General features: G+C 51.2%; 18 protein-coding genes, 1 tRNA gene, 1 other RNA gene and 3 pseudogenes. 10 read left to right on the forward strand and 13 right to left on the reverse strand.

Annotated features, from left to right (window positions below; all coding sequences use genetic code 11):
- Positions 1-138 precede the first annotated feature (138 nt).
- From NMK_RS13290 to guaB, 6 genes are all read right to left on the reverse strand, one after another.
- Positions 139-849, reverse strand: a complete 711-nt coding sequence (locus NMK_RS13290; protein ID WP_227871491.1) for an N-formylglutamate amidohydrolase — start codon at positions 847-849, stop codon at positions 139-141.
- Positions 846-2072, reverse strand: a complete 1227-nt coding sequence (locus tag NMK_RS13295; protein ID WP_109016241.1) for a carboxylate-amine ligase — start codon at positions 2070-2072, stop codon at positions 846-848. Before NMK_RS13295 ends, NMK_RS13290 begins: the two co-directional genes overlap by 4 nt.
- On the reverse strand, positions 2069-3535 hold the full coding sequence (locus NMK_RS13300) for a RimK family ATP-grasp domain-containing protein (protein WP_109016242.1): 1467 nt from the start codon (positions 3533-3535) through the stop codon (positions 2069-2071). The genes NMK_RS13295 and NMK_RS13300 overlap by 4 nt, the downstream gene beginning before the upstream one ends.
- Complete coding sequence (locus NMK_RS13305) at positions 3510-4262, reverse strand: C39 family peptidase (RefSeq protein WP_109016243.1); 753 nt, start codon at positions 4260-4262, stop codon at positions 3510-3512. The genes NMK_RS13300 and NMK_RS13305 overlap by 26 nt, the downstream gene beginning before the upstream one ends.
- 202 nt (positions 4263-4464) lie before the next feature.
- A complete protein-coding gene (guaA, locus tag NMK_RS13310) occupies positions 4465-6027 on the reverse strand; it encodes a glutamine-hydrolyzing GMP synthase (protein WP_109016244.1) in 1563 nt (520 codons plus the stop codon).
- Positions 6028-6100: 73 nt separating this feature from the next.
- Positions 6101-7561 (reverse strand): IMP dehydrogenase, encoded by a 1461-nt coding sequence (guaB, locus tag NMK_RS13315; protein WP_109016245.1) that lies wholly within the window; start codon positions 7559-7561, stop codon positions 6101-6103.
- A 128-nt stretch (positions 7562-7689) separates the two neighbouring features.
- Here guaB and NMK_RS13320 point away from each other — a divergent pair, with 128 nt between their 5' ends.
- The gene (locus tag NMK_RS13320; protein WP_146187209.1) at positions 7690-8301 is read left to right on the forward strand and encodes a hypothetical protein; all 612 of its coding nucleotides are present in this window, start codon (positions 7690-7692) and stop codon (positions 8299-8301) included.
- Positions 8302-8304: 3 nt separating this feature from the next.
- On the opposite strand, the gene NMK_RS13325 is transcribed toward NMK_RS13320, so the two are convergent.
- Positions 8305-8625 carry an RnfH family protein gene (locus NMK_RS13325; RefSeq protein ID WP_109016247.1) on the reverse strand — a complete coding sequence of 107 codons (321 nt, stop codon included), beginning with the start codon at positions 8623-8625 and terminating at the stop codon, positions 8305-8307.
- A gap of 2 nt (positions 8626-8627) precedes the next feature.
- Positions 8628-9056: a type II toxin-antitoxin system RatA family toxin gene (locus tag NMK_RS13330; RefSeq protein WP_109016248.1), complete on the reverse strand. Its 429-nt coding sequence runs from the start codon at positions 9054-9056 to the stop codon at positions 8628-8630.
- Between the two features lie 83 nt (positions 9057-9139).
- On the opposite strand from NMK_RS13330, the gene smpB reads away from it, so the two are divergent.
- The 4 genes from smpB to NMK_RS13350 all read left to right on the forward strand — a co-directional run bounded on the left by smpB (position 9140) and on the right by NMK_RS13350 (position 13449).
- Positions 9140-9589 (forward strand): SsrA-binding protein SmpB, encoded by a 450-nt coding sequence (gene smpB, locus NMK_RS13335; RefSeq protein ID WP_109016249.1) that lies wholly within the window; start codon positions 9140-9142, stop codon positions 9587-9589.
- A 64-nt stretch (positions 9590-9653) separates the two neighbouring features.
- Positions 9654-10018, forward strand: a transfer-messenger RNA (tmRNA) gene (ssrA, locus tag NMK_RS13340).
- Between the two features lie 414 nt (positions 10019-10432).
- Positions 10433-12844: a putative bifunctional diguanylate cyclase/phosphodiesterase gene (locus NMK_RS13345; protein ID WP_109016250.1), complete on the forward strand. Its 2412-nt coding sequence runs from the start codon at positions 10433-10435 to the stop codon at positions 12842-12844.
- A gap of 530 nt (positions 12845-13374) precedes the next feature.
- A tRNA-Cys gene (locus NMK_RS13350) sits at positions 13375-13449 on the forward strand.
- Between the two features lie 68 nt (positions 13450-13517).
- On the opposite strand, the pseudogene NMK_RS13355 reads toward NMK_RS13350, so the two are convergent.
- Positions 13518-14066 (reverse strand): annotated as a pseudogene (locus NMK_RS13355) (polysaccharide deacetylase family protein); the annotation flags it as partial.
- Positions 14067-14793: 727 nt separating this feature from the next.
- Between NMK_RS13355 and NMK_RS13360 the strand changes: the two are divergent.
- Together NMK_RS13360 and NMK_RS13365 are read left to right on the forward strand one after the other, a co-directional pair.
- A complete protein-coding gene (locus tag NMK_RS13360; protein WP_227871492.1) occupies positions 14794-15489 on the forward strand; it encodes a DUF1345 domain-containing protein in 696 nt (231 codons plus the stop codon).
- A gap of 388 nt (positions 15490-15877) precedes the next feature.
- The gene (locus NMK_RS13365; protein WP_181376284.1) at positions 15878-17128 is read left to right on the forward strand and encodes a diguanylate cyclase domain-containing protein; all 1251 of its coding nucleotides are present in this window, start codon (positions 15878-15880) and stop codon (positions 17126-17128) included.
- A gap of 125 nt (positions 17129-17253) precedes the next feature.
- Here NMK_RS13365 and NMK_RS13370 read toward each other — a convergent pair.
- Together NMK_RS13370 and NMK_RS19175 are read right to left on the reverse strand one after the other, a co-directional pair.
- Positions 17254-17608, reverse strand: a pseudogene (locus NMK_RS13370) (methyl-accepting chemotaxis protein); the annotation flags it as partial.
- A 213-nt stretch (positions 17609-17821) separates the two neighbouring features.
- Positions 17822-18097 (reverse strand): annotated as a pseudogene (locus NMK_RS19175) (PAS domain-containing protein); the annotation flags it as partial.
- A gap of 158 nt (positions 18098-18255) precedes the next feature.
- Here NMK_RS19175 and NMK_RS13380 point away from each other — a divergent pair.
- Positions 18256-19569, forward strand: coding sequence for a sensor domain-containing diguanylate cyclase (locus NMK_RS13380; protein ID WP_109016256.1), 1314 nt, complete (start codon positions 18256-18258; stop codon positions 19567-19569).
- Positions 19570-19614: 45 nt separating this feature from the next.
- Here NMK_RS13380 and NMK_RS13385 read toward each other — a convergent pair whose 3' ends face one another.
- A complete protein-coding gene (locus NMK_RS13385) occupies positions 19615-19953 on the reverse strand; it encodes a hypothetical protein (protein WP_109016257.1) in 339 nt (112 codons plus the stop codon).
- Positions 19954-20192: 239 nt separating this feature from the next.
- Here NMK_RS13385 and NMK_RS13390 point away from each other — a divergent pair, with 239 nt between their 5' ends.
- Positions 20193-20468, forward strand: a complete 276-nt coding sequence (locus NMK_RS13390; protein WP_109016258.1) for a cupin domain-containing protein — start codon at positions 20193-20195, stop codon at positions 20466-20468.
- Between the two features lie 37 nt (positions 20469-20505).
- On the opposite strand, the gene NMK_RS13395 is transcribed toward NMK_RS13390, so the two are convergent.
- The gene (locus NMK_RS13395) at positions 20506-22179 is read right to left on the reverse strand and encodes a methyl-accepting chemotaxis protein (protein WP_109016259.1); all 1674 of its coding nucleotides are present in this window, start codon (positions 22177-22179) and stop codon (positions 20506-20508) included.
- 166 nt (positions 22180-22345) lie between these two features.
- On the opposite strand from NMK_RS13395, the gene tcdA reads away from it, so the two are divergent.
- A complete protein-coding gene (tcdA, locus tag NMK_RS13400; RefSeq protein WP_109016260.1) occupies positions 22346-23110 on the forward strand; it encodes a tRNA cyclic N6-threonylcarbamoyladenosine(37) synthase TcdA in 765 nt (254 codons plus the stop codon).
- Positions 23111-23255: the final 145 nt, after the last annotated feature.

Raw genomic sequence — 23255 nt, forward strand, 5'->3', positions numbered from 1 at the left:
TCAAAAGCTTGCCGCCATTCGGTTGCTGCCGGGCATCGAACGGTGATGTCGGATCACATCAAATGGAAAAAAGCAGGCAACTGCTGAAGGCGGGCAATGGGTTGAATTATACGCTTACCCGGCTGTTTTTATAAGGTTTTAGGCCAAGGATAGCAACAGGGAAGCGATGACGGTTTCGCGCAGCCAGGCCCAATCGGCTTCCGGCTGCAGCGTATGTTTCTGGTTGATTTCGAGCTCGATGCCCAGGTATTGCGACTCGGTGAAGCGTTTGCGTAAAAAGGTGCACATGCCATCGGATTTACCCGCGTAAGGGTAATTGCGGCGAATGCGCAGTTCAGGCCGTGCCTGGCACAAGGCATGCTGCCAGCGCAGGCACAGACCCAGTTCTCCTTGCCGCTCGGGATCGTACAAGAGGCCGACGTCGGCATTACGTACCTCGCCGTTCAATTCCGGGGTAAAGCTGTGGCTGGATATGTGAATGACCCAGCGGCCTTGCTGCACGGCGTCTGCGACGTGGCGTTCTACGGCCTCCCGGTAGGGATGGTAGTAGTCGCGCAGGATCTCGGCCTTAACATTTGCCGGCTGGTTTCGCACCAAGGTCGAGAAGAGCTTGTGATGGCCGGGAGAGCGATTAAGCTCGACCAGCAACCGACTCGTTGTGGACGACACCAACGGCGCACGCAGGGCCTCAGCCAGCTCCTGCGCCATGATAAGTGCACCGGGGTCATAGCCGCGATGCGTGTTGAGCAAGGTTTCATAGCCGCGGAACAAGGTGGCGTAAGCTGGCGGTATCTCGTTGCCGCCGTGCTCGCAGCTCACGAGATATTGAATTTCCGTCCCATTCGTCAACCCAGCCCCCGTCCCAGGAATAAACGTCCCTCGTTCAGGCAATCGCACAGTTCGCGATACGTCGCTTCCAGTTGTTTATGTTCCACCTTGATTCCGATGTAATGGCGCAGCCGGCGTGCCAGCGTGCCGTGTTTGAGGATCAATTGCAGCGTCGGCCCCCAAGGCTGGAGCAAAGATTGGCTGCTCAAGGGTTGGTCGATGAGAAATTGCCAGAGTTCCCTCGCCATGCAGCGTTCTCCGGCATAGCCCAGGCGACGTAGGTAGACGCTATCTGCGATGACGGCTTGTTCGGCATCGAGCATGGTGCTTTTGAGAATGCGGAACAGGTTGGCCGTATCGGCGGTAGGCCAATCGCCGGTGTTGTCGTACAGATGCTTGACCAAGGCAATGACGGCGGCAGCAATGGCGATGTCGGCTTGCGGGCATTCCTGTACATCGGCGAGACGAATTTCTATGGCGCTACGCTCGAAGCGCGGTACAGCGGCACGAACATTCAGCCATTCGTGTTGCAAGACGCCCTCGGGGTCGTAAGGCGCGATTTCCTTGAACATTGGGGCAAGAATGTTGTTGCGGTACTCTTCCGGGCTGGCGATGGGCTCGGGAATCAATTCTCCGGCCGTCGATGGTATGCGTTGCTGATGGGTGCGATAGACCTCCAACCGGTAATCCATGAAGCCGCTCCATTGCCCGTCGGCATAAGGGGAACTGGCCGCGAGAGCAGGGATCAGCGGCAAGGCCCAGCGTACGGCCTCATGCAACCGAGCAAACTCGGTTTCGTCTGCAAACGGCAGGTTGACCTGCATGCTTTGCACATTGGCATGACCGTGACGATGGCAATCGAAAATGCGTTCATAGGCTTGGTATATCTCTGCCTGTCGATGCGGCCACAGCCGGGTTTCGCTTTCAGGGTTCATCCAGGGGTGCATGGCGCTGGGCATAAGCCGTGCGTTGAAAGCGTTGAGGGCCGAGTTGATACGCTGGATTTTTTCCATGAACCAGATGGGCAGGGCTTCCAAATCGGCAGTGGGGTGTTCGTTCTTCAGTTCGATTTGATGCAGCACGAGTTCATTGCTGCATCCGATACGGTCATGTTCCTGATGCAACGAACCGGCATCGTCGAACAAGCGATCGGCGATGGGCTGGATGGATAGCGTCTCCCGATCCACGATCATGTATTCGAGTTCGATGCCGTAGCCGGCAAAGACGGAAATGGGCGATTTCATGCGGACCTCCGGTTCTTGCGTTCTTCAATGCGCTTCAGGAATACGCTCATCACCTCGCGGTACAGTGCATCGTGCAGCACGCCGTCCTCGTTGCCGGCGTCCACGTTGGGGTTGTCGTTGATCTCAATGATGTAGAGCTGTTTGCCGGACTGTTTGATATCCACACCGTAGAACCCGTTGCCGATGAGGTTGGCCGCTTGTAGCGCCGTACGTACGACGTCTTCGGGTGCATCGGCGATGGGAACGGCGACAGTCGGGCCGTCAGACCAGCCGTGCTCGTCGTGCTTGACGATCTGCCAGTGCCCATCGGCCATGAAATATTTGCAGGCGAACAATGGCCGCTGATCGATGACGCCGATACGCCAGTCGAAGTCGGTGGGCAGCCATTCCTGCGCCAGGATGAGGTCTGATTTTTCCAGCAGCTCTGGCACTTTCTCCCGCAAGTCATGTTCGCTCTCGGCCTTAGTGACTCCGATGGAGAAAGAGCTATCCGGCTGCTTGAGCACGCAAGGCAGCGACAAGGTGGGGATGATGTCGTCGATATTGTCGCGATGCACCATCAGGGTCTTGGGCGCAGGCAGGCTATACCGTGTCAGCAGTTCGGCCAGATAGACCTTGTTGTTGCATTTGAGGATGGAGTCCGGATCGTCGATGACCACCAATCCCTCAGCTGTGGCCCGGCGGGAGAAGTGATAGGTGTAGTGGTGCATGAAGGTGGTATCGCGAATGAATAGCGCGTCGAATTCAGGCAAACGCGCATAGTCACCTGGGGTAATGAACTCGGCGCGAATGCCTAGGGATTCCGCTGCGGTGACGAATTTATTAAGCGCTTGCTCGTTTGAAGGTGGTTCCTTACTGTTGGGATTAACCAGGATAGCCAAGTGATGGCGCAACGAGAGCCGCCTGTCGTGCTGGCGTTTGCGCCCCCCGGCTAGCTGTTGGGCTGCTTGCACGGCGAAGGGTTTGTGTTCTGACGGGATTTCTCTGGCGTTTAGCAATTGAATCGCGGCTACCCGCCAATGACGGTTTTCGCGGGTAAAGGTTACATTGGCCAGCGGCGCTTCGAGCAGGTTAAACAGTTGCCGCGCCAGCACGCCGTATTCGCTGCGCATGTGTTGCCCGAAATAAATCGCCAGTTCGAAACGGTCGTCTTCAAGATGCGCCAGCGATTGATCGATCAGATCGGATAATTCGCCCGTGAGGACGTGCATCAGGCTGAACGATTGCACGTCTTCAATTGTGCCTGCCGGCGGCAAGGGTGCGTGGTCACGTGCTTCTGCCAACAACGAAACGTAATAGCCCAGGCTTTGATAGCGTGTGGATTGGCACAGGTTATAGACCTTGATGGAAGGGTCTTCGCCGTAGGATGCCGTCGTTAGATAATGGCAGGCTTCCACCACGGTATAGGCGGTTTCGTCCCTCGGCCAGTCGTCCTCCTCATCGATTACGATCAAAGTATTCATGTCTCGGACGTCTCATCTTCTTGGTCGGGTAAATCACCAGCAAATTGGCGTCGTGGGTGACGATCCCCAGCAGCACTGAATTCAGTACGCGATCGAGGCGTATCCAGTATTCGCGGGAGTTGCCGTAGGGGTGAGGGCCGTAGGGGTCGGCGACAAGTACTTTCTGGTTCTTGAGGTCGTATCCCGCCAATATCACGAAATGCCCGGAAGGCGTGCCGCGAATGTCGTCAGGAATATCGTGGGGACCGTATTCCCGTGGTGTGCGGTAAAGAAAGGTGGAACTTAGCCCAGTTAAAATCGGCAGGCCGCGGCCCAAGAGCGAACGCACCAAGGCGAGCGATAGATCGGTAAATTGCAGCTTGCCGCCTAGCTGCAAAAATTCCAGGTAACCCTCGGTCGCCGATTGCAGTCGGGGATCGGCCTTGGCCTCCAACTGCAGCCTTAAGCGCTCGGCGATATCCATTTTCTCGCTGAACCAAACGGGATCAAACACCATGAGGTTGTAGGTGTAGATGGTTGCCTTGAAGCCGCGCGCCAGGGCGTCGCAAGCTAAAAATACAGCCAGCGTGCCGCCACGCTCGATGATGCGTGTCCTGCCGATGACGTTCTGCAACGGCTCTTCCATGCCCCAATAGCGATAAAGCGAATGCAAACAGGTTGGCCCGCAGGTGGTTTCCGTGGGCTGGGGCAATATCTGGACAGGCAAGTGCAACGAGACTGCAAGCATCTAAAGACTGGCCCTCGGCAGTTTGGCATTTTGGTGGCCCTAGGCCGGAGATATCGCAATGAATTTGCGACGTGAGGAATGGTTGCAGATGGGCCGAGGCTGATCTGTGCGCGAGCGTACTCTAGCGGGACGGCTGAGGCTCGACGTGGTGATCTAGCAATAAAAAAGGGAGCCGAAGCTCCCTCTTGGACATGCGGTGGGATTATTCCCACTCAATCGTTGCCGGAGGTTTCCCGGATATATCGTAAACCACCCGGTTGATACCGCGGACTTCGTTAATGATGCGGTTGCTGACCTTGCCCAGCAGGCTGTGCGGCAGTTCAGCCCAGTGAGCGGTCATGAAGTCTTGGGTTTCGACTGCGCGCAAGGCGACGACATATTCATAAGTCCGGCCGTCACCCATGACGCCGACCGATTTCACCGGCAGGAACACGGTAAAAGCCTGGCTGGTTTTCTCGTACCAGCCGGCGGCGCGCAGTTCGTCGATGAAGATGGCATCGGCGCGGCGCAGCAGGTCTGCGTATTCGCGTTTGACTTCGCCGAGGATACGCACGCCCAGGCCGGGGCCGGGGAAGGGGTGGCGGTAGACCATGTCATGCGGCAGGCCGAGTGCGACGCCGAGTTCGCGCACTTCGTCCTTGAAGAGGTCGCGCAGCGGTTCCAGCAGCTTAAGGCCGAGGGTTTCGGGTAGGCCGCCGACGTTGTGGTGGCTCTTGATGGTGACGGCTTTCTTGGTCTTGGCGCCGCCGGATTCGATGACGTCCGGATAGATGGTGCCTTGCGCCAGCCACTTGGCTTGCTTGAGCTTGGCGGCTTCGGACTGGAACACTTCGACGAATTCGCGGCCGATGATCTTGCGCTTGGCTTCCGGGTCGGAAACGCCGGTAAGCTTGCCGAGGAATTGTTCGCTGGCATCCACATGTACGACCTTGGCATGCAGGCGGCCGGCGAACATGTCCATCACCATCTGGCCTTCGTTAAGACGCAGCAGGCCGTGATCGACGAATACGCAGGTCAGTTGATCGCCGATGGCGCGGTGAATCAGCGCTGCAGCGACGCTGGAATCCACACCGCCGGAGAGGCCGAGAATGACTTCTTCATCACCGACTTGTTCGCGAATTTTGGCGACGGCTTCCTCGATATAGTTGCCCATGATCCAATCCGGACTGGCGGCGCAAATATCCAGCACGAAGCGCTGCAGCATGGCAGCACCCTGGACGGTATGCGTGACTTCCGGATGGAATTGTACGGCGTAGAAATTACGGACTTCATCCGCCATGCCGGCAATCGGGCAGCTTTCGGTGGAAGCCATGAGCTTGAAGCCCGGCGGTAGTTCAGTGACTTTATCACCATGGCTCATCCACACATGCAGCATGCCGTGACCTTCTTCGGTCTCGAAATCCTGAATGCCGTTGAGCAGCTTGGTATGACCGCGAGCGCGAACCGCTGCAAAGCCGAATTCTCGCTGATGACCGGCCTCGACCTTGCCGCCCAGTTGATGCGCCATGGTCTGCATGCCGTAGCAAATGCCCAGTACCGGCACACCCAGTTCGAACACGGCTTGCGGGGCGTGATCGGTGCTTTCCTCGTACACGCTGGCATGGCTGCCAGAGAGGATGATGCCCTTGGCGCCGAAGTTGCGGACGAATTCATCACTGACGTCGCATGGATGAATCTCGCAATAGACATGCGCTTCGCGTACGCGGCGGGCGATGAGTTGGGTGACCTGGGAACCAAAATCGAGGATGAGAATTTTGTCGTGCATGCTGGGTAAGGGGAAAGGGGGAGGGGAAGGTGCTTGCGCCGACCTTCCGCCTCCCCCTTTCCCAGCCTTTCAGTTAGTCAACGTGATAGTTGGGCGCTTCTTTGGTGATTTGCACATCGTGGACGTGCGATTCACGAATACCGGCAGAGGTGATTTCCACGAATTCCGCACGGTCGCGCATTTCGGCGATGGTGCTGCAACCGACATAGCCCATGGAGGCGCGCAGGCCGCCCATGAGTTGGTGGATGACGGCGAGCACGCTGCCCTTGTAAGGGACGCGACCTTCGATGCCTTCCGGTACCAGCTTGTCGGCGTTGCCTTCGTTATCCTGGAAGTAGCGGTCGCTGGAACCTTTTTGCATCGCGCCCACCGAGCCCATGCCGCGGTAAGACTTGTAGGAGCGGCCCTGGAATAATTCGATTTCGCCCGGCGCTTCTTCCGTGCCGGCGAAGAGGCCGCCCAGCATGACGCTGTGAGCGCCGGCTGCAATGGCCTTGCCGATGTCGCCGGAGTAGCGGATGCCGCCGTCGGCGATGAAAGGAATTCCACTGCCTTCGAGCGCCGACGCAACGTTGGCGATCGCGGTGATCTGCGGTACGCCGACACCGGCAACGATACGGGTGGTGCAGATGGAGCCGGGGCCGATGCCGACCTTGACTGCGTCAGCGCCATGATCGACCAGGGCCTTGGCTGCGGCAGCAGTAGCGATATTGCCGCCGATGACCTGAACCTTGGGGAAGTGCGACTTGACCCACTTCACGCGGTCCAGAACGCCCTGAGAATGGCCGTGGGCGGTATCTACCACGATGACGTCGACGCCGGCATCGACCAGCAGTTCAACACGTTCTTCGGTGCCTTCACCCACGCCGACCGCTGCGCCAACGCGCAGGCGTCCGTTCTCGTCCTTGCAAGCAAGCGGATGGTCGGAAGATTTTTGAATGTCCTTGACGGTGATCAGGCCGCGCAGTTCGAAAGCGTCGTTGACGACCAGCACACGCTCGAGGCGGTGCTTGTGCAGGAGCTTCATCGCTTCTTCGCGAGGGGAGCCTTCGCGCACGGTCACCAAACGCTCGCTCGGCGTCATGATGCTGCTGACGGGCTGATCCAGGTTGGATTCGAAACGCAGATCGCGGTTGGTAACAATACCTACGACCTTCTTGCCTTCGACCACAGGCAGGCCGGAGATACGATGCTGACGGGTCAGCGCAAGCACTTCGCGTACCGTCATCGACGGCGAAATGGTGACCGGATCGTGGACGATGCCCGACTCGAAACGCTTGACGCGGGCGACCTGGGCCGCCTGCAGGGCTGCGGTCATATTCTTATGAATGATGCCGATGCCGCCTTCCTGTGCCAGCGCGATTGCCAGCGGAGCTTCGGTCACAGTATCCATGGCAGCGGAAACCACGGGAATGTTCAGTGTGATTTCGCGAGTAAGACGGGTAGATAGATTGACGTCGCGCGGCATGACGCTCGAATGTGCCGGAACCAGCAAAACATCGTCGAACGTAAGCGCTTTTTGCAGCAGGCGCATAAGTTGTAATCCTTAGTGGCAAAAAGAAATTATACAGGGTGAAGCCTGACTGGTAAATTGGGATTGACTGTGCGGAACAGCACGATTAAGGTTCATCGTACAAATTTAATAGCTGGAACAGGCTTTTTATGAAAAAACTCTTGAGTGCGATTGCTATCTCGTCAACGCTGATGGTTTCTCATGCTTGGGCGGAAACCTATAAATGTCATATGCCTAACGGCAAGATTGCCTACATGGGACAACTCCCCATGGATAAAGGGGCAAAATGCGAGGCGATGTTCGTCAGAAAGCCTTCGACAGAATCGCAGCCTGTGCCTGCACAGCCAGCTTCAACCCCAACCGGCGGTTCGCCTGCACAAGCAGCAGCTACCGGGCAAGCTCAGCCACCGGCACCACTTAAGCAAGCACCGCCCGCTCCCGCAAACGGTGTCGCCGCCGCACCCCAGGCGTCTCCAAGTCCGAAATCCCCTGAAGATCAGGCCCTCGAAGCCAAGCGGAAGCAGCAGGAAACTGCCGATGCGCAAAAAAAGGCCGATCAGGACAAGCAAAACAAACAGGCAGAACAAAAGGTGAAGGAAGAAAACTGCCAAAAGGCGCGCGCCAATCTGCAGATGTATCAGATCGGCGGCCGTATTACTCGAATCAACGAACAGGGTGAAAAGGTCTATCTGGACGACAATGAGATCGCCCAGAAGCTGGATGCTGCGCGACAGGACGTCGCCAAGTGGTGCGAAGGCTGAGGATTACTCAGCCGGTAAATCTCCACCGCCTTTTTTCATCGCCTTACCTTCTGTCGCCCGCTGCCTTCTGACCTCTTTTGGGTCGGCAATCAGCGGGCGATATATTTCTACCCGGTCGTTTTCCCGCAATGCTGTATCCAGCTTGGTGATCTTGCCGAAGATGCCAATCTTGTTCTGGGCGAGGTCAATCTCAGGGAATTTTTCGAGAATGCCGCTGGCCTGGATCGCCTGTTCGGCGGTGGCGCCTTCCTCGACCTGTAATTTCAATAGTGTTTGTTGCTGGGCCAGCGCGTAAGCGATTTCGACGGGGATGGTTTTGCTCATGACTAATAAACTTTCTCTGCTCGTGATACGAAGGCGTCGACGAAGGTGTTGGCAATATGATTGAAGACTGGCGCGATGAGTTTTTCCAGCAGCGCGCCGGAAAATTCATAGTGCAATCGAAATTCGATCTTGCAGGCGTCTTCGGCAAGCGGGATGAACTTCCACACGCCTTCCAAATGACGGAACGGACCGTCCACCAGTTTGATGTCCATCAAGGTGGGAAACGTTTTGCTGTTTTCCGTGGTGAAATTCTGCTTGATGCCGTGATAATCAATATGGAGTCTCGCTGAAGTGCCGCTCTCGTTGCGCCAACGCAAATCCACGCCTCCGCACCAAGGCAGGAATTCCGGATAGCGCTCAACTTCATCCACGAGCCGGAACATTTGGGCTGCGGAGTAGGGTACGAGTACGGTTTTATGAACATTGGCCATCTAGGCGCGGTCTCTTTAAGAGGGGACTCTCATGTAGAATACCGGATTGTAGTTTATTTCCAGCCCCATTTTTAGCCCCGCTCATGAGCATCGCGCAAAACAAAAAAGCCTTCCACGATTACTTCATCGAAGAAAAGTATGAAGCCGGTATTGTGCTCGAAGGCTGGGAGGTCAAGGCGATCCGCGAAGGTCGCGTGAACCTCAAGGAATCGTACGTCATCATTCAGCGAGGCGAAATCTATCTCATCGGCTGTCACATCACAGCCATGGGTACGGCTTCGACCCATATCCGCCCTGATGCCACGCGTACCCGAAAATTGCTGTTGCACAATGCGCAAATCGCCAAACTTATCGGGCAGGTCGAGCGAGCCGGTTATACCCTCGTTCCGCTGGATATGCATTACACCCGCGGCCGCATCAAAATTGAAATCGGGCTTGCCAAGGGTAAGAAGCAATACGACAAGCGTGATGCCGAGAAAGAGCGCGACTGGCAGCGCGAGCGTGGCCGAATTATGCGGGCGGCCAACAAATAAAGCGTATAATACGAACTCTGCATGAAACTTTATTGACCGGGCTAAGGTCAATGACAGCGAACCCGGGGGTGACCTGGTTTCGACGTGGGTTGCAAAGCAGTGTAGGGCATACCGAGGACCAGATACCTCGTAAATCCTCTGGAAAAAAGATAGTCGCAAACGACGAAACTTACGCTCTAGCCGCTTAATCCGGCTGGACGCTGCGCCGAAGAGCCTCTCGGTCGGGCGGGGTAAAACCCGCAGCAGCGTCATTTAGAGAGGATCGTGTCGTATCGGGTTACTTGGTACGATATTAAACAAAAGGTAACTCGTCTTGCCTCAGCCTGTCGGTTGGCGGTTTCAAGATTAAATTAAATTAACCAGACTAAGTATGTAGAACTGCCTGTAGAGGGCTTGCGGACGGGGGTTCGATTCCCCCCACCTCCACCATCTTCTAGTTTTAAGAAGTCCCATGAAGTCCACTAAACCCGCGTAACTGCGGGTTTTTTGTTGTCTTTTTATCTTGTGTCGTCCAAAGAAATCTCCTTCTATCTCATCGTAATTGTACGATGTCGGTTGCAATATGCGAAAACTAGCAGCGCTAGATTGCTAGGATAGAAACATCAAACTAATTGATCCTGCACTGGAGCTGGCTGGGGGTAAAACTGCATAAGTTGCTATCACTATGATGTAGTAGTAGCCTCAGGTGAAATATCTTATTCAAGACTATAAGCTACTGTCCCTTTGATACATCAACTGTGGTCAATGGCTATAACCACATTAGTATTTTGTAGGGAGAAGAGCTGTGAGAGACAACCTAGGAAAAACCGCTAGAGGACGAACGGTCTTTCTAGAATACAAGTCATGTTGAGTGGTGATTTTTCAACCTCTCTCTGCAAGTACATGGATGGCGAAGCTTACGCGCCCCCTATTTTTCTTGCTGATCCTAATAATCGATTCCAACTGATATACGTCAATCGAGCTTGCCTAAATTTCGGCATTCAAATTGATGCGCAATTTGGGAAGACATTGACCGAATGTATTCCTACGATTACCCAAGACAAGCTTGATGAATTGTGGGCTAAGGTTTGTAAATCCGGGAAGGCTACGTTACTTACAGATTTTCAAAAATCCCATGAAACTGTCCTTTCCATCGAGTTGTCACTCAGTCAGATGGTCCATGCAGGAAAAAATCTGATGTTCGGTTGTATAAGGGACACCAGTGAGCAAGGTGCAATCCTGCACGCCCGAGTAGCGCTCGAAGACGCACAGCGCATAGCCCATATTGGGAGTTGGGATGTAGATATTCTCAATGACGTATTGACCTGGAGCGATGAAACTTTTCGAATATGGGAAATCGACAAAACCAAATTCGAGGCGACCTTTGCGGCATTTGTTGAAACCGTTCATCCGGATGACCGCGAAAAGGTGGTCCATAACTACAATCAGTCGTTGATCAACAAGACTTTGTATCAGGTTGAGCATCGTTTGTTATTTCCTGATGGTCGGGTGAAATACATTCAGGAACGCGGTGAACCCTTCTACGACGATGATGGAAGACCTATCCGCTTTATCGGCACTTCATTGGATGTTACCGAGCGCAAACGGTTTGAGGAGTTGGTTGCCCTGCAAAATCATGCACTCGATCATATGGGCGAGGCTGTTTATCTTGTTGATGAGGATGCTCACATTCTTCATGTCAACAATGCTGCGTGCAAAATGCTTGGTTATACACAGGAAGAGCTATTAACAAGACGGGTATGTGATCTAGATCCCAATTACGACCCAGCAACATGGCATCATCACTGGAACGATCTACTTAACCAGAAGACGATTACGCTGGAAACCCTACATAGAAGCAAATCAGGCGCTCTGGTGCCTATCGAAGTGAATGCGAATGCCATTGAATATGAGGGGCGGCGCGTTAATTTTGCTCTTGTACGCGATATAACCGAACGCAAGCGAATTGAGGCTCAGATTCAACATCAAGCCAGCTATGATGCTCTCACCGGGCTCCCTAACAGGCGTTTATTCGGGGATAGACTCAGGGAAAAAATCAGCACGGCTGAACGCAGCGGAAGTAATGTTGCCATATTGTTCATTGATCTTGACCGCTTTAAGGAGGTCAACGACACATTGGGCCATCATTACGGTGATCAACTGTTAATCCAGGCTGCACAGCGTATTCAGCGATGCGTTCGAGAGAGCGATACCTTGGCCAGGATGGGGGGAGATGAATTCGTTCTTATCCTTCCCGATGTCACCGAAATTTCGCATTTAGGACGCGTAGCTCAAAGTATTATCGATGTGATGGCATCTCCCTTTGATGTGGATAGCCAAATATCCTATGTTTCAGCAAGCATAGGCATTGCTAGCTACCCCTCAGATGTCGACAGTTTCGAAGGGCTGATCAGTGCGGCAGATCAGGCAATGTATTTTGCCAAGGAGCGTGGGCGCAACTGCTTTAGCTTTTTTACTCCTGCCATGCAGAAGCAAGTCCAGCAGCGCCTCTCCTTAGCGAATGATCTGCGTGAGGCTATGTCCAAAGATCAGCTTCAGATTCATCTTCAGCCTATCGTTGACATTGTCAGCGGCCAAGTGGTGAAGGCGGAGGCTTTAGTCCGCTGGAAACACCCGAAACATGGCATGGTCTCGCCCGATAAATTTATTCCTATTGCTGAGGAAATGGGACTGATCCATGAGATTGGCGACTGGGTATTCAGGCAAGCGGCAGAAGCAATGTCGCTCTGGCTTGCTAAGGCTACTGGGAATGATTGCTGCCAGATTAGTGTAAACATATCCGCGCGTCAGTTCATGCATAGCGATATTGGTAACTCATGGGTCGATTACTTGTCCGCAATTCACTTACCTCCATCTCATGTAGTGATCGAAATTACTGAAAGTTTGTTGTTGGGCGATGAAGCTGACGTTATGGTGAAACTGCAACGTCTGCGTGAGGCCGGTATGCAATTGGCATTGGATGACTTTGGCACTGGCTATTCTGCTATGTCTTATCTAAAGAAGTTCAACATCGACTACCTCAAGATCGACCGTTCCTTTGTGCGTGATCTGGAATCCGACCCTAATGACCGTGCCATTGCTGAAGCGATTGTAGTCATGGCCCACAGATTGGGGTTGAGAACTATTGCCGAAGGAGTGGAGACGGAACACCAAAAAGATATTCTGGCTCAAGTTGGATGCGATTACGTCCAGGGTTATCTCTATGCCAAACCTATGCCAGTTGAGGAGTTCTTTGCGTTTTTAGAGGCTAAGTAAGGTACAGTAACCTATCAAGTAGAAGCGCAAACGGCAGCGCATGATGCCGAGGGAGGAAAGCAATGAAAGCAACAAAATTGGTATTGGCTTTGGTATTCGCATTTGCCGCTTCCTCGGCATTTGCCTGCCCCAAGGGACCCCATTGAGTTGGTGACACTGGTGCCCATCATAAGGGCGGCAAGTGCGCCTCTGCTGAAGAGGCTGCCGCCGCAAAGGGCGCTGCAAAGAAAGACAAGGAAGTCACCGTAGGTAACGAAAAAGCCGCTACCAGTGGTGCTACTGCTGACGATAAGTCAGTGAAGGAAGCGAAACCGCATGGTAAGAAAAAAGCAAAACAATTAAGAATCCCAGAGGCGGGGCCGAAAAGCTCCGCTTCTCTCCTTATCTATTCTGCAAGCCACTGGATGGCTTCACCCCTAAGCACTAATCTCAATATCGCCGCTAGTCTTATCTAGCAAAGAGCAGAGCCCCTTGAAACGCTGGGTTACGCCCCTATCTTAAGTACAGTAGATGAATAATCCATCATCAAAGGCAGGGTGTCTGAGTGGTTAAGGTCACGGTGTGCAAAGCCGTGCAGGCTGGTTCGATTCCAGCACCTGCCTCCATCGATTAGCTTTCCTTCAATCTCCTCCCTCAGCGGCCTATCCCCTTGGCCGCTTTTTTTATGTGCTGATTAACGCCAATATCCCTCAGGGAAGAATTGAGAGCCGATATTGTGGGGATCAACATATGAAACATTCATCTGATCCAGCTTCGTAAGGAAGCCATCCAAATAGCTCAGCATGAAAGCAGTATCATGCATGAGGATAATATCCCCAGATTCAAATCGTATAGTCCTATAAAACTTCTTCCAGTCATCCAACTCTTCTTTTGTTTTGGTATCACTACTGTCATTCATATAGGTTTGCCAACCCATCGGTTCCATGCCTTGCCTTAGGCTCATGTCTATTACTTGAGGTGTGAATGATCCAAAGTGGGCACGAAAGAAATGAGAACGGTGGCCGATTAGCTTTTGCAGATAATCAGCACACCCGCCAATCTCCTTGTTCAACTGATCTGGATGTTGAGAGCCCACCTCCTTCAAGTCGAGATGGTTATAGGCGTGATTGGCTATCAGATTGCCTTGCGATTTGATTTCGGCGAGAACTTTTCTGTTTTCGGCCCAGCATGGGTTTTGTGCTGGGTCGATATTTGAGCAATTAGCAAACCAGATGGCATGAGCCGAATGCTTTTTTCAGAACATCAAGGATTGCTCTGTCAATATCCGGATTTTTCGGGCCATCATCAATCGTGAGAAGGATGAACTTGCGATTAAGTGCTTTCTGCTCAAACCCAACTAATGAGTCTTTAATGTCGACTTGTGCGGAGCTTTTTGAAAGAGTGAAGTTGACTGGGCGACCTGCCAGAGTGTGTCCAATGAATCCGAGGAAAAATATGCTGAAGAAAATACCAAAAGACGATAATGATTTTTCAATCTGCCACTCCTTGATCGAGATCAGAGGCGGTATAAAAATCAGATTTGAAAAAAATGAAATTTATATAAATGTATTGTTATTCGACGATTCTGCTTATTGAGACGAGTTTATTATTTTTGTTTTGGTAGTAGGATTGATGGGTAGGATAGAGCGGTGTTTTGCAAGGTTGTTGGTGTATGAGTTGATGAATGCGGGGGTATATTTAGGGGTATGTATATTTAGGGGTATATTGAAAACTTAATTTTCATAGAACAGCCACAGTAAAGGATAGCAGCCATTTATGTGGTTGACCCCACACCATCTTCTAGTTTAATGAAGTCCAATGCAGTACCTAAGAACCCGCCTAAGTGCGGGTTTTTTATTGCTATTTATCCGGTATTGCTCAGTATCAAGCTATTCCGCAGTACATAATACTGGGCCTGAAGAGGTTAAATTTAGACAAGACTAATGTTTCGGCGAAGAGACCGTGGCACGATGACTAATTTCACTTTTGAGAAATGTTTTATGCCTTCCAATCTACTTACCCGACAAGTACACGCTAGGCCTCGATTATTGCTATCAATTGTAGTTGGATCACTTGTCGCCTTGATGCTACCAAAGTGGCTCGCCTTGCATGCTATCACCAGAATTATTATTGGCTGGTCGAGTGTAACCACCCTTTATTTGGCACTGAGCGCGGTGATGATGTATCGCTCATCTCATGAGCAAATGAGGCACAGGGCGCAACTTGAAGATGAGGGGCAGTTCGTCATTCTGACGCTGGTGATGTTGGCTGCTTTAGCAAGCCTTGCTGCTATTGTTGCTGAACTGGGACTGGTGAAAGATATGAAGGGTGGCTTGAAGTACGCCCATATTGGATTAGCTGCTTTTACTATCGTCTCTTCCTGGTTTTTCACGCATGTAATGTTCGCCCTGCATTACGCCCATGACTACTATGCCTCAATCGACACGCGGGAGAGCACAGGCCTCGACTTTCCTCATGACAAAACTCCAAGCTATAGCGATTTCCTTTATTTTTCCTTTGTTATTGGCACATCCGGCCAGACAGCGGATGTGTCGTTCACTTCTAAGCGAATGAGGAAGATAGGGCTGGCTCACTGTGTTCTGGCTTTCTTCTTCAATACAACCATTCTAGCGTTGACCATCAACATCGCCGCAAGCCTTATCTAGACGGATTCAAGCTTTCTTACTTGCGCCTGACGTGTTCGTCGGTTTGTCCAGCGCTACTTAGAGCGCCAGCGTACTTTATAGAATCAGTCGGCTTTATTTGGTTGCATTTGAAGAAGCTGAAAACTCCATTTATTTAGAGTGAAAGGAGACTATAAAAGCCAAATCTAATATATATTGAAGGAGTATGCAAAATGAATATTTAAAGCAGGCAAATATTTATCTGGTTAGTAAGAAAGATGAAGACCTAAGCAGCGAATAACTGTGGAGATATCGAAAGCTTTTTGCGAGCAGTACGGATTGGGCTGATCCAAAGATGGTGCAATTTCACCACTCTCATGAGGAATGGGGTTATTAAATGGTCTCAAATATTTCTTCACGGCAACTCGACATGCATCAGCTATCAAAAATTAGCATGGACATGGCATACGATGCCATTCTATGGTTAGCCTTGGATGGCAGTATTGTTTACTCCAATTTCTCCGCTAGCCGCTATCTTGGATATTCAGAAGAAGAGCTTACACAACTCACTATTTTCGATCTCGATCCGAATTACCCCAGAGAAGTTTGGCCACAGCATGTTGCCGAGCATAAACAAAAAAAATCAGTATCACTTGAATCAAAGCATCTCACTAAAGATGGTCGAATGATTGATGTGGAGATTTCGTGTAATTACGTGGAATGGGATGGGCAAGAGTACTTTTGTTCTATTGTCAGAGACATCACGGAACGCAAGGAGTCAGATAATTCACTAAAGCTGGCAAGCCTCATATACAGCGAGACAAGCCAAGCCATGCTTGTTACTGACCAAGAAAATGAGATTATCGCTATTAACCCTGCTTTTACTGCTTTAACTGGCTACGCATGGGACGAGGTCCTAGGTAAGAATCCAAAGTTCTTAAGCTCCGGGCGCCAAGATAAAAGCTTTTATGATTCGATGTGGGAGTCCTTGCATCTGCGTGGGACGTGGCAAGGTGAAATCTGGAATCGCCGCAAAAATGGTGAGATTTATCCAGAATGGCTTTCTATTAACACCGTCTATGATGAAAAGGGGGCTGTCTATCGTCGTATCGCTTTGTTTACCGATATCACGGAGATAAAAAAATCAGAAGAACTGATATGGAATCAGGCTAATTATGATGCGTTGACAGGGCTGCCCAATCGCCGCATGACTCTAGACCGGCTCGATTTTGAAATTAAAAAATCAAGACGAGAAAATTTGCCGCTGGTTGTCCTGTTTATAGATCTGGACGGCTTCAAAGAAGTTAACGATACATTTGGTCATGATATTGGGGATCAATTACTGATTGAGGTCTCACAAAGAATTTTGAAGTGTGTTCGTGAGTCCGACACACTTGGTCGCATAGGCGGCGATGAATTTGTCGTCATACTTGGCGAAGTGGTAGATATTGATAGTACCGATCGGATACTTAAGGAAATGCTTAACGCAATTTCAGAGCCATATTTGCTTCAGAACCATGCTGTGACGATATCGGCAAGTATTGGATTAGCCCTATTTCCAGACGATTCGGAAGATGCCTCTACACTATTGAAAAGTGCAGATAAGGCCATGTATGAGGCTAAGCATAGGGGGAAAAATCAGCATTGTTGGTATTCGGAACTTAAAACCGCAACTCGATAGCCTATTTAAGATAGTACAACACAAAACAGAAAACCCGCGAATCACTACGATTACGCGGGTTTTCTGTTTTATGACCTCCAAATCCTGTCTATTGCAATTACGAAGTTCGAGAAACAGGGGGGTACTCAATTTTCTCTATTGGATAGACTCTTAACGGCTGAAAATTGCCCGACTACGTTGGAAATTTCCTGATTGCTTGCCTGAATTTTTTGTATCGCATTACCCGCTTGATTAGCTTGCATCACTCCTGTTTCGGCTTGTTCGACCATTTTGTTGATACTGATGATGGCTGTCGAGGTACGTTGGGCGATGCTCTTGATCATAGAGGTAATCTCTACCGTTGAGGTATTCGTTCTTTCGGCCAGTTTACGCACCTCGTCGGCTACCACCGCAAACCCTCTTCCCATTTCGCCGGCTCGCGCCGCCTCTATGGAGGCATTCAATGCTATAAAAATTGGTTTGATCGGCGATCTCCTTGATCGTTTTAACAAGGGCATTGATTTGTGAGGATTGTTTTTCCAACTCACTGATGTGCTCAGCCGACATGCTTGCACTCTCTGCAATTTTGCGCATTCCACCTACTGTGTGCTCAATAATGATATGCCCTTGCTCGCAAATTTCGCGTTGCTCGGTGGATAGCGAGTGGGTGGAATGAACGAGCTCAACATCGTGTCGAATGTCCTCCTCGCGTTCAGTAGCATCATTTGCAAATTTAATTACTTTATAAACGTGACCCTCATCATCAAATATCGGGTTATAGCTCGCTTCCAGCCACAATATCTGTCCGTTCTTGTCGCGTCGCTCGAATAGGCCGGAGATGAACTCTCCCTGATTGAGGCGATTCCAGAATCCTTGATACTCCTTGGAGTTGGCGTAATCCTCGTTGCAAAAGATACGATGGTGCTTCCCTGCGATCTCGGGCAGCGAAAATCCCACAGCTCTCAGAAAGGTACATTTGGCACTTGAGATGCATCGAGTTAGCGATTGTCATTACAAAAAATGTAAGTTTTATGCAATATGAGTAAATTACCTTCTTTTATGCAAGAATAAATTGAAATGTGCTAATTAACTTATGGTTATGGCATAAGGGGTGCTATAAATATATCTATGTAAACCCTTGGGGAAATTTGAAGATTGTCGACTTAGATGATTGGTCATTTTTTAAGGGCATAAAAATGTACACATGGTCGAGAATTAAGCAATTGCAATTTCGTAGTTTTCCAATACGACTTTCAGTGGCTCTGACACTATTAGCTATTGGAATACTTGCAGGTCAATTAATCCTCCCTCCCAATACACGCACGCCTTTTATTACTGTTTATCCCATCATCATTCTTACGTTTTACCTTTGCGGTAACGAGTTAGGCATTTTCAATTCATTAGCTTCTGCCTTTCTTGCTGGATTTTTGTTTATCGAGCCAATTCACACTTTTCCCAATAAGCACTTCGATTATCTGATCCTGGGTTTTTTCGCTCTGACGTGCTGCATGATTGGTTATTTGGTCTCTCGTCTGAAATTGCTGAATGAAAAAAAGCAGGATTTGATCTTGAGGCTGATGGAAAGCGAATCTCACTATGAGGCCTTAATGAAGGCTACTCCTGTAGGGGTTTTTGAGACTGATGCAAAGGGTTATTGCTTGACCGTGAATTCAAAATGGGAAGAGATAGCGGGCATCTCTTGCATCGATGCATTGGGAGATGGATGGGCACGAGCACTGCATCCCGAAGATCGCCTGAAGGTTTATCAGGAATGGCAAGTTGCTGCGCTCAAAAATGACGACTTTACGATGGAGTTTCGCTTTCAACACCCGGACGGTACTGTGAGATGGGTAATAGGCTTGGCGGTGCCTTTAATGGATGAACTAGGAAAAGCGGTTGGCTATGTTGGGACCATTACTGACTTCACTCCCCAAAAGGCCATCGAAGCATCGCTTGAATACCAGGCTCAGACAGATGCGCTAACAGGATTGAATAACCGACGGCACTTTATGGAGTTGGCTGAGCGGGAAATAAACCGGGCGAAGCGTTATGAAGAATCACTGACTTTATTTATCCTCGATATCGATCATTTCAAGAAGATTAACGACAGCTTTGGACATGCGGCAGGTGATTTCGTCTTAAAACAACTTGGCCAAGTTTGTTGCAATAGCTTGCGCAGTGTAGATATTGCAGGACGAATTGGCGGGGAAGAGTTTGCTGTGCTGCTTCCCGAGACAACTTTGGAAGAAGGAAAAGCAGTAGCGAATCACTTAAGAGAGCACTTCATGAATGCAAGGATGGAATACCCTGGTTTTGATAGCTCTCAACCGTTCACGCTTTCAGTTGGGGTTGCGTCAATGAGCCAGCGCCGTACTCATCTCGCTTCCCTTCTGGCAGCAGCAGACGCGGCGTTATACGAGGCGAAAAATCAGGGGCGAAATCGTGTTTGCCTCGCTAATTGATTTCGGTATGGGCCGTGGCGCTAGAAGTGCGATCCGTAATGTTTTTCATAGTACTTGCCTGACCATAAACTCGTCGCCCAGTTTGAATAAACCCACCACTTTTTCGTTCTTTTCTTCACTCGCGTATTTGTAGGCATCCCAGAAGTGGGAGAAACGTAGGCCCTGTTGCGCATCCGGAGTTGCAGTGCGGTTCACGGCGGAAGGCGTTTCTTCAACCGATTGAACGAATGCGTTTTGCTCGGTGAGGTGGATGATGTACCCGCAGAATTCGGCTTCTTCCGGTACGCCTATCCGTTTTTTGATGTCGTCCAGCTTTTGTTTCTTGTTGTCCTGGGATTGCTGGATGCGTTCTTCCTTGGTGCCTCTGCGTTTAGATTCGCCCATGGCGCTGCTGCCTAATGAAATAAAGCCGACAAGGATAGGCGGCGTGGCGGCTTATTTCAACCTTGGGAGGCCCTGTAATGTGTGAAGCTGGTCAAATATCGGTTGAGTAGGGGGGGCGTTTGAAATTATAAAAAACAGAGCCGGGGAATAGCCCCTAGCTGACTCGCTATTGCAATACGGCAGTAGAATTAATGGCGCATGATCCGCGTCATTGATTCAAAAGATGTGAGGAGACCTAAATGAGCAAAATCCTAGTAGAACACGAGCCTTCCCCTGAGCGTCTGAAGGCATTGGGAGTCGATAGATGGCCGACTTGGTCGAAAGAGGTCTCGACGTTTCCGTGGACCTATGACGACCAGGAAGTGGCCTATATTCTCGAAGGCGAGGTTACCGTAACGCCGCAAGGCGGCGAGCCGGTCAGTTTTGGCAAAGGCGACTTGGTGACGTTTCCGTCGGGCATGTCCTGCACGTGGAATGTTCGAGCTCCCTTGCGCAAGCACTATCGATTTGGTTAATGGTGTTTGTCGGGTAAATCTGGTGGTTGGGTAGGCGTTAGAGCCTGAATAGTCTGACTGCCTCGGACAGTTTGCCGGCAAGGGTATCAATCTGCTGGGCCGAAGCCGACATAGTGCTTACGGATTCGCTGTTTTTTTGAACCATGCTGACGATATTGGTCATGCTGGTTGAGATTTCTTGTAGGTCGCGGTTGCCCTCGCGCAATGCCTGAGTAATCGCGTGTACGGCATGGCTGGCATTTTCCGCGCCTGAATGAATGCTTTCCATGGCTTCTGCGGCTTTCTGGACCATGTTGACGCCGTCAACGACGCGTTGGCGACCGCCATGCATGCTTTCGACAGCCGCTGAAACGTTGCTGAGGATGGTGGCGATCATGTCCGAGATTTCGGACGTGGCGCGGGAAGTTCGTTCTGCGAGTTTGCGAATTTCGTCTGCCACCACCGCAAAGCCGCGACCTTGGTCGCCTGCATGTGCGGCTTCGATTGAGGCATTCAGGGCGAGCAGGTTGGTCTGGTCGGCAATGCTCTTGATGAGGTTGGTGATTTCGGAAATCTTGCTGGAATAATCGCCCAGCTTTTGAACGATTTCGGCAGAGCTGCCAACCACTTCTGAAATTTTGTCCATTTCCGCGGCGGCGTTGCTGATGACCACCTTGCCTTCGAAGGAGGATACGCCGGCTTGCGCAGAAACTTCGCCTGCGGTTGCCGCCGATTCGCCGACTTGAACAATCCGGCCGGTAATGGACTGCACGGCGTCTGCCGTCGTACGCGCAGCCAGGGATTCGGCCGCACCATTGGACGAGACTTCGTTGACGTTGTGCGTCAACAAATGTGCACTCTGGAAGAGTTCGTCCGAGCCTTGCAGTACTTGGCCGATTAGTTTTCGCAAGTTTTCCTGCATGTGAGCCAGCGAGGCCAGCAAGCTGGTCGTATCGCCCGCTTGCAAGGGAATGTTGAAGGTGAGGTCGCCGCCTGCGATCCGACGCGTCATTTGCACGGCATCGGCGGGGTCTCCGCCCATTTGGCGGAGAATGCTAAAGGTAATGCGCAAGGCCAGAATGGCGAGTCCAAAAAACGCGACGCCACCAACCACAAACATGATGCGTTGAGCCCAGAATGTGGCGTTCTCAGCATTGCGCGTCTCGCTTTCCACCTTTTTGGCGTTAAGTTCGACGACCTGGTTCAACAGGGATTCGGCGCGTTGATAGGACGCCCGTTGCTGTGCACCCAGGCTAAAGTATTTCTCGAAATAAATTTTCTGTTGTGCGGCATCGTGGTTACGTGCGAGGGCCTCGATCAGTCCCAGTATTTCCAAGTCGCTCTTTTTCCAGGTGTTCCACTCGACTACAAACTGGTTCCATAGCGCGATTTCCTGCTCGGACTTGGGAATGCTTTCGTAGGCTTTCCAGGCGGGTTCGACCTTGGCCCACAGTTTTTTCTTGTCCTGGGCGATATTGGCAAACTGGTCCTGTACGTCGTTATCGTTTTCCCATAGGCCGGCTTCGTAGGTACTGCTCTTGAGGCCGATCTGGATTTCCTTGATGGTTTGAAGCGCCAGTACCGAAGGCAGGCGATGGCGGCCGATATCCTGAACGCCGTTGATCCCGCTGCGAATACCCAGGGTGCCCGTTAGCACAGAGGCGAACAGGGCGCTCATGGCGAGGCCTGAAAGCAGGAACAGTTTTAGTTTCAAGCTGGCATTGTTCAGCATGTCGATAGAGGACCGAATGTTTATTATTAGTTTTAGAAAATATTAGTTATTCAAGCTTGCTGCGGTGTTGTTGCGGCGCAAGTCAATCAAAACTTTAGCAGTTTTTTACCTGGATGAAATTCGGAGTTGTCTTATTATTCGGGTTTTGCGGGAGTGTGGATTCGAGATGGAAGTGGATTTTGAGCGGCGATTCGGTGGCGTTGCGCGTCTTTACGGCATCGAGGCTTTAGAGCGTTTTCGGAAAGCGCATGTGTGCGTCATCGGTATCGGCGGTGTAGGCTCTTGGGCGGTCGAGGCTCTGGCGCGTAGTGCGATTGGGCGCCTGACGCTGATTGATCTCGATCATGTAGCCGAATCCAACACCAATCGACAGATCCACGCATTGGGCGAGGAATTCGGTAAAGCCAAGACAAGTGCGATGGCCGAGCGTATTAGCGCCATCAACCCCTATTGTTCGGTAGAGGAAGTCGAAGACTTCGTCACCGAAGATAATCTTGATGCCTTGCTGGGCCGGGGGTACGATTACGTGATCGACGCTATCGATCAAACCAGGGTCAAGGCTGCGCTTATCGCCTGGTGCAAACGCCATGACGTCAAATTGATTACGACGGGCAGTGCCGGTGGGCAAGTCGACCCTTCGCGTATCAAGGTGGACGATTTGTCGCGCACCATCCAGGATCCGCTGGCTTCGCGCATGCGTTCTTTGCTGCGTAAAAATTATGGATTCCCACGCGATGTGAAAAAGAAATTCGGCGTGGAGTGCGTCTACTCTGATGAGCCGCTGAAATATCCGGATGCGGGGCAGGCTTGCGAGGTCGATCAGGGCGGCGTGACCGGGCTCAACTGTGCGGGGTTCGGATCGTCCGTTTGTGTAACGGCGAGTTTCGGTTTTGTCGCGGCTTCAAGAGTGTTGATGCACTTAGCTAAATAGGCTGCTTCCTTGCCTGAAATGGCCTTTTGCGATACCCTTTAAGGCCCTGAATTCACGCATTTGCGAGAATGGCAATGAAAAATCCCCTTGAGTCCGTCTTGGGCACCATCCTCTCCGGATTGGTGTTGACGGCATTGCTTTATCT

Origin of the sequence: Novimethylophilus kurashikiensis (genome assembly GCF_003112435.1) — a bacterium.
GTDB classification, from domain to species: Bacteria; Pseudomonadota; Gammaproteobacteria; order Burkholderiales; family Methylophilaceae; genus Novimethylophilus; species Novimethylophilus kurashikiensis.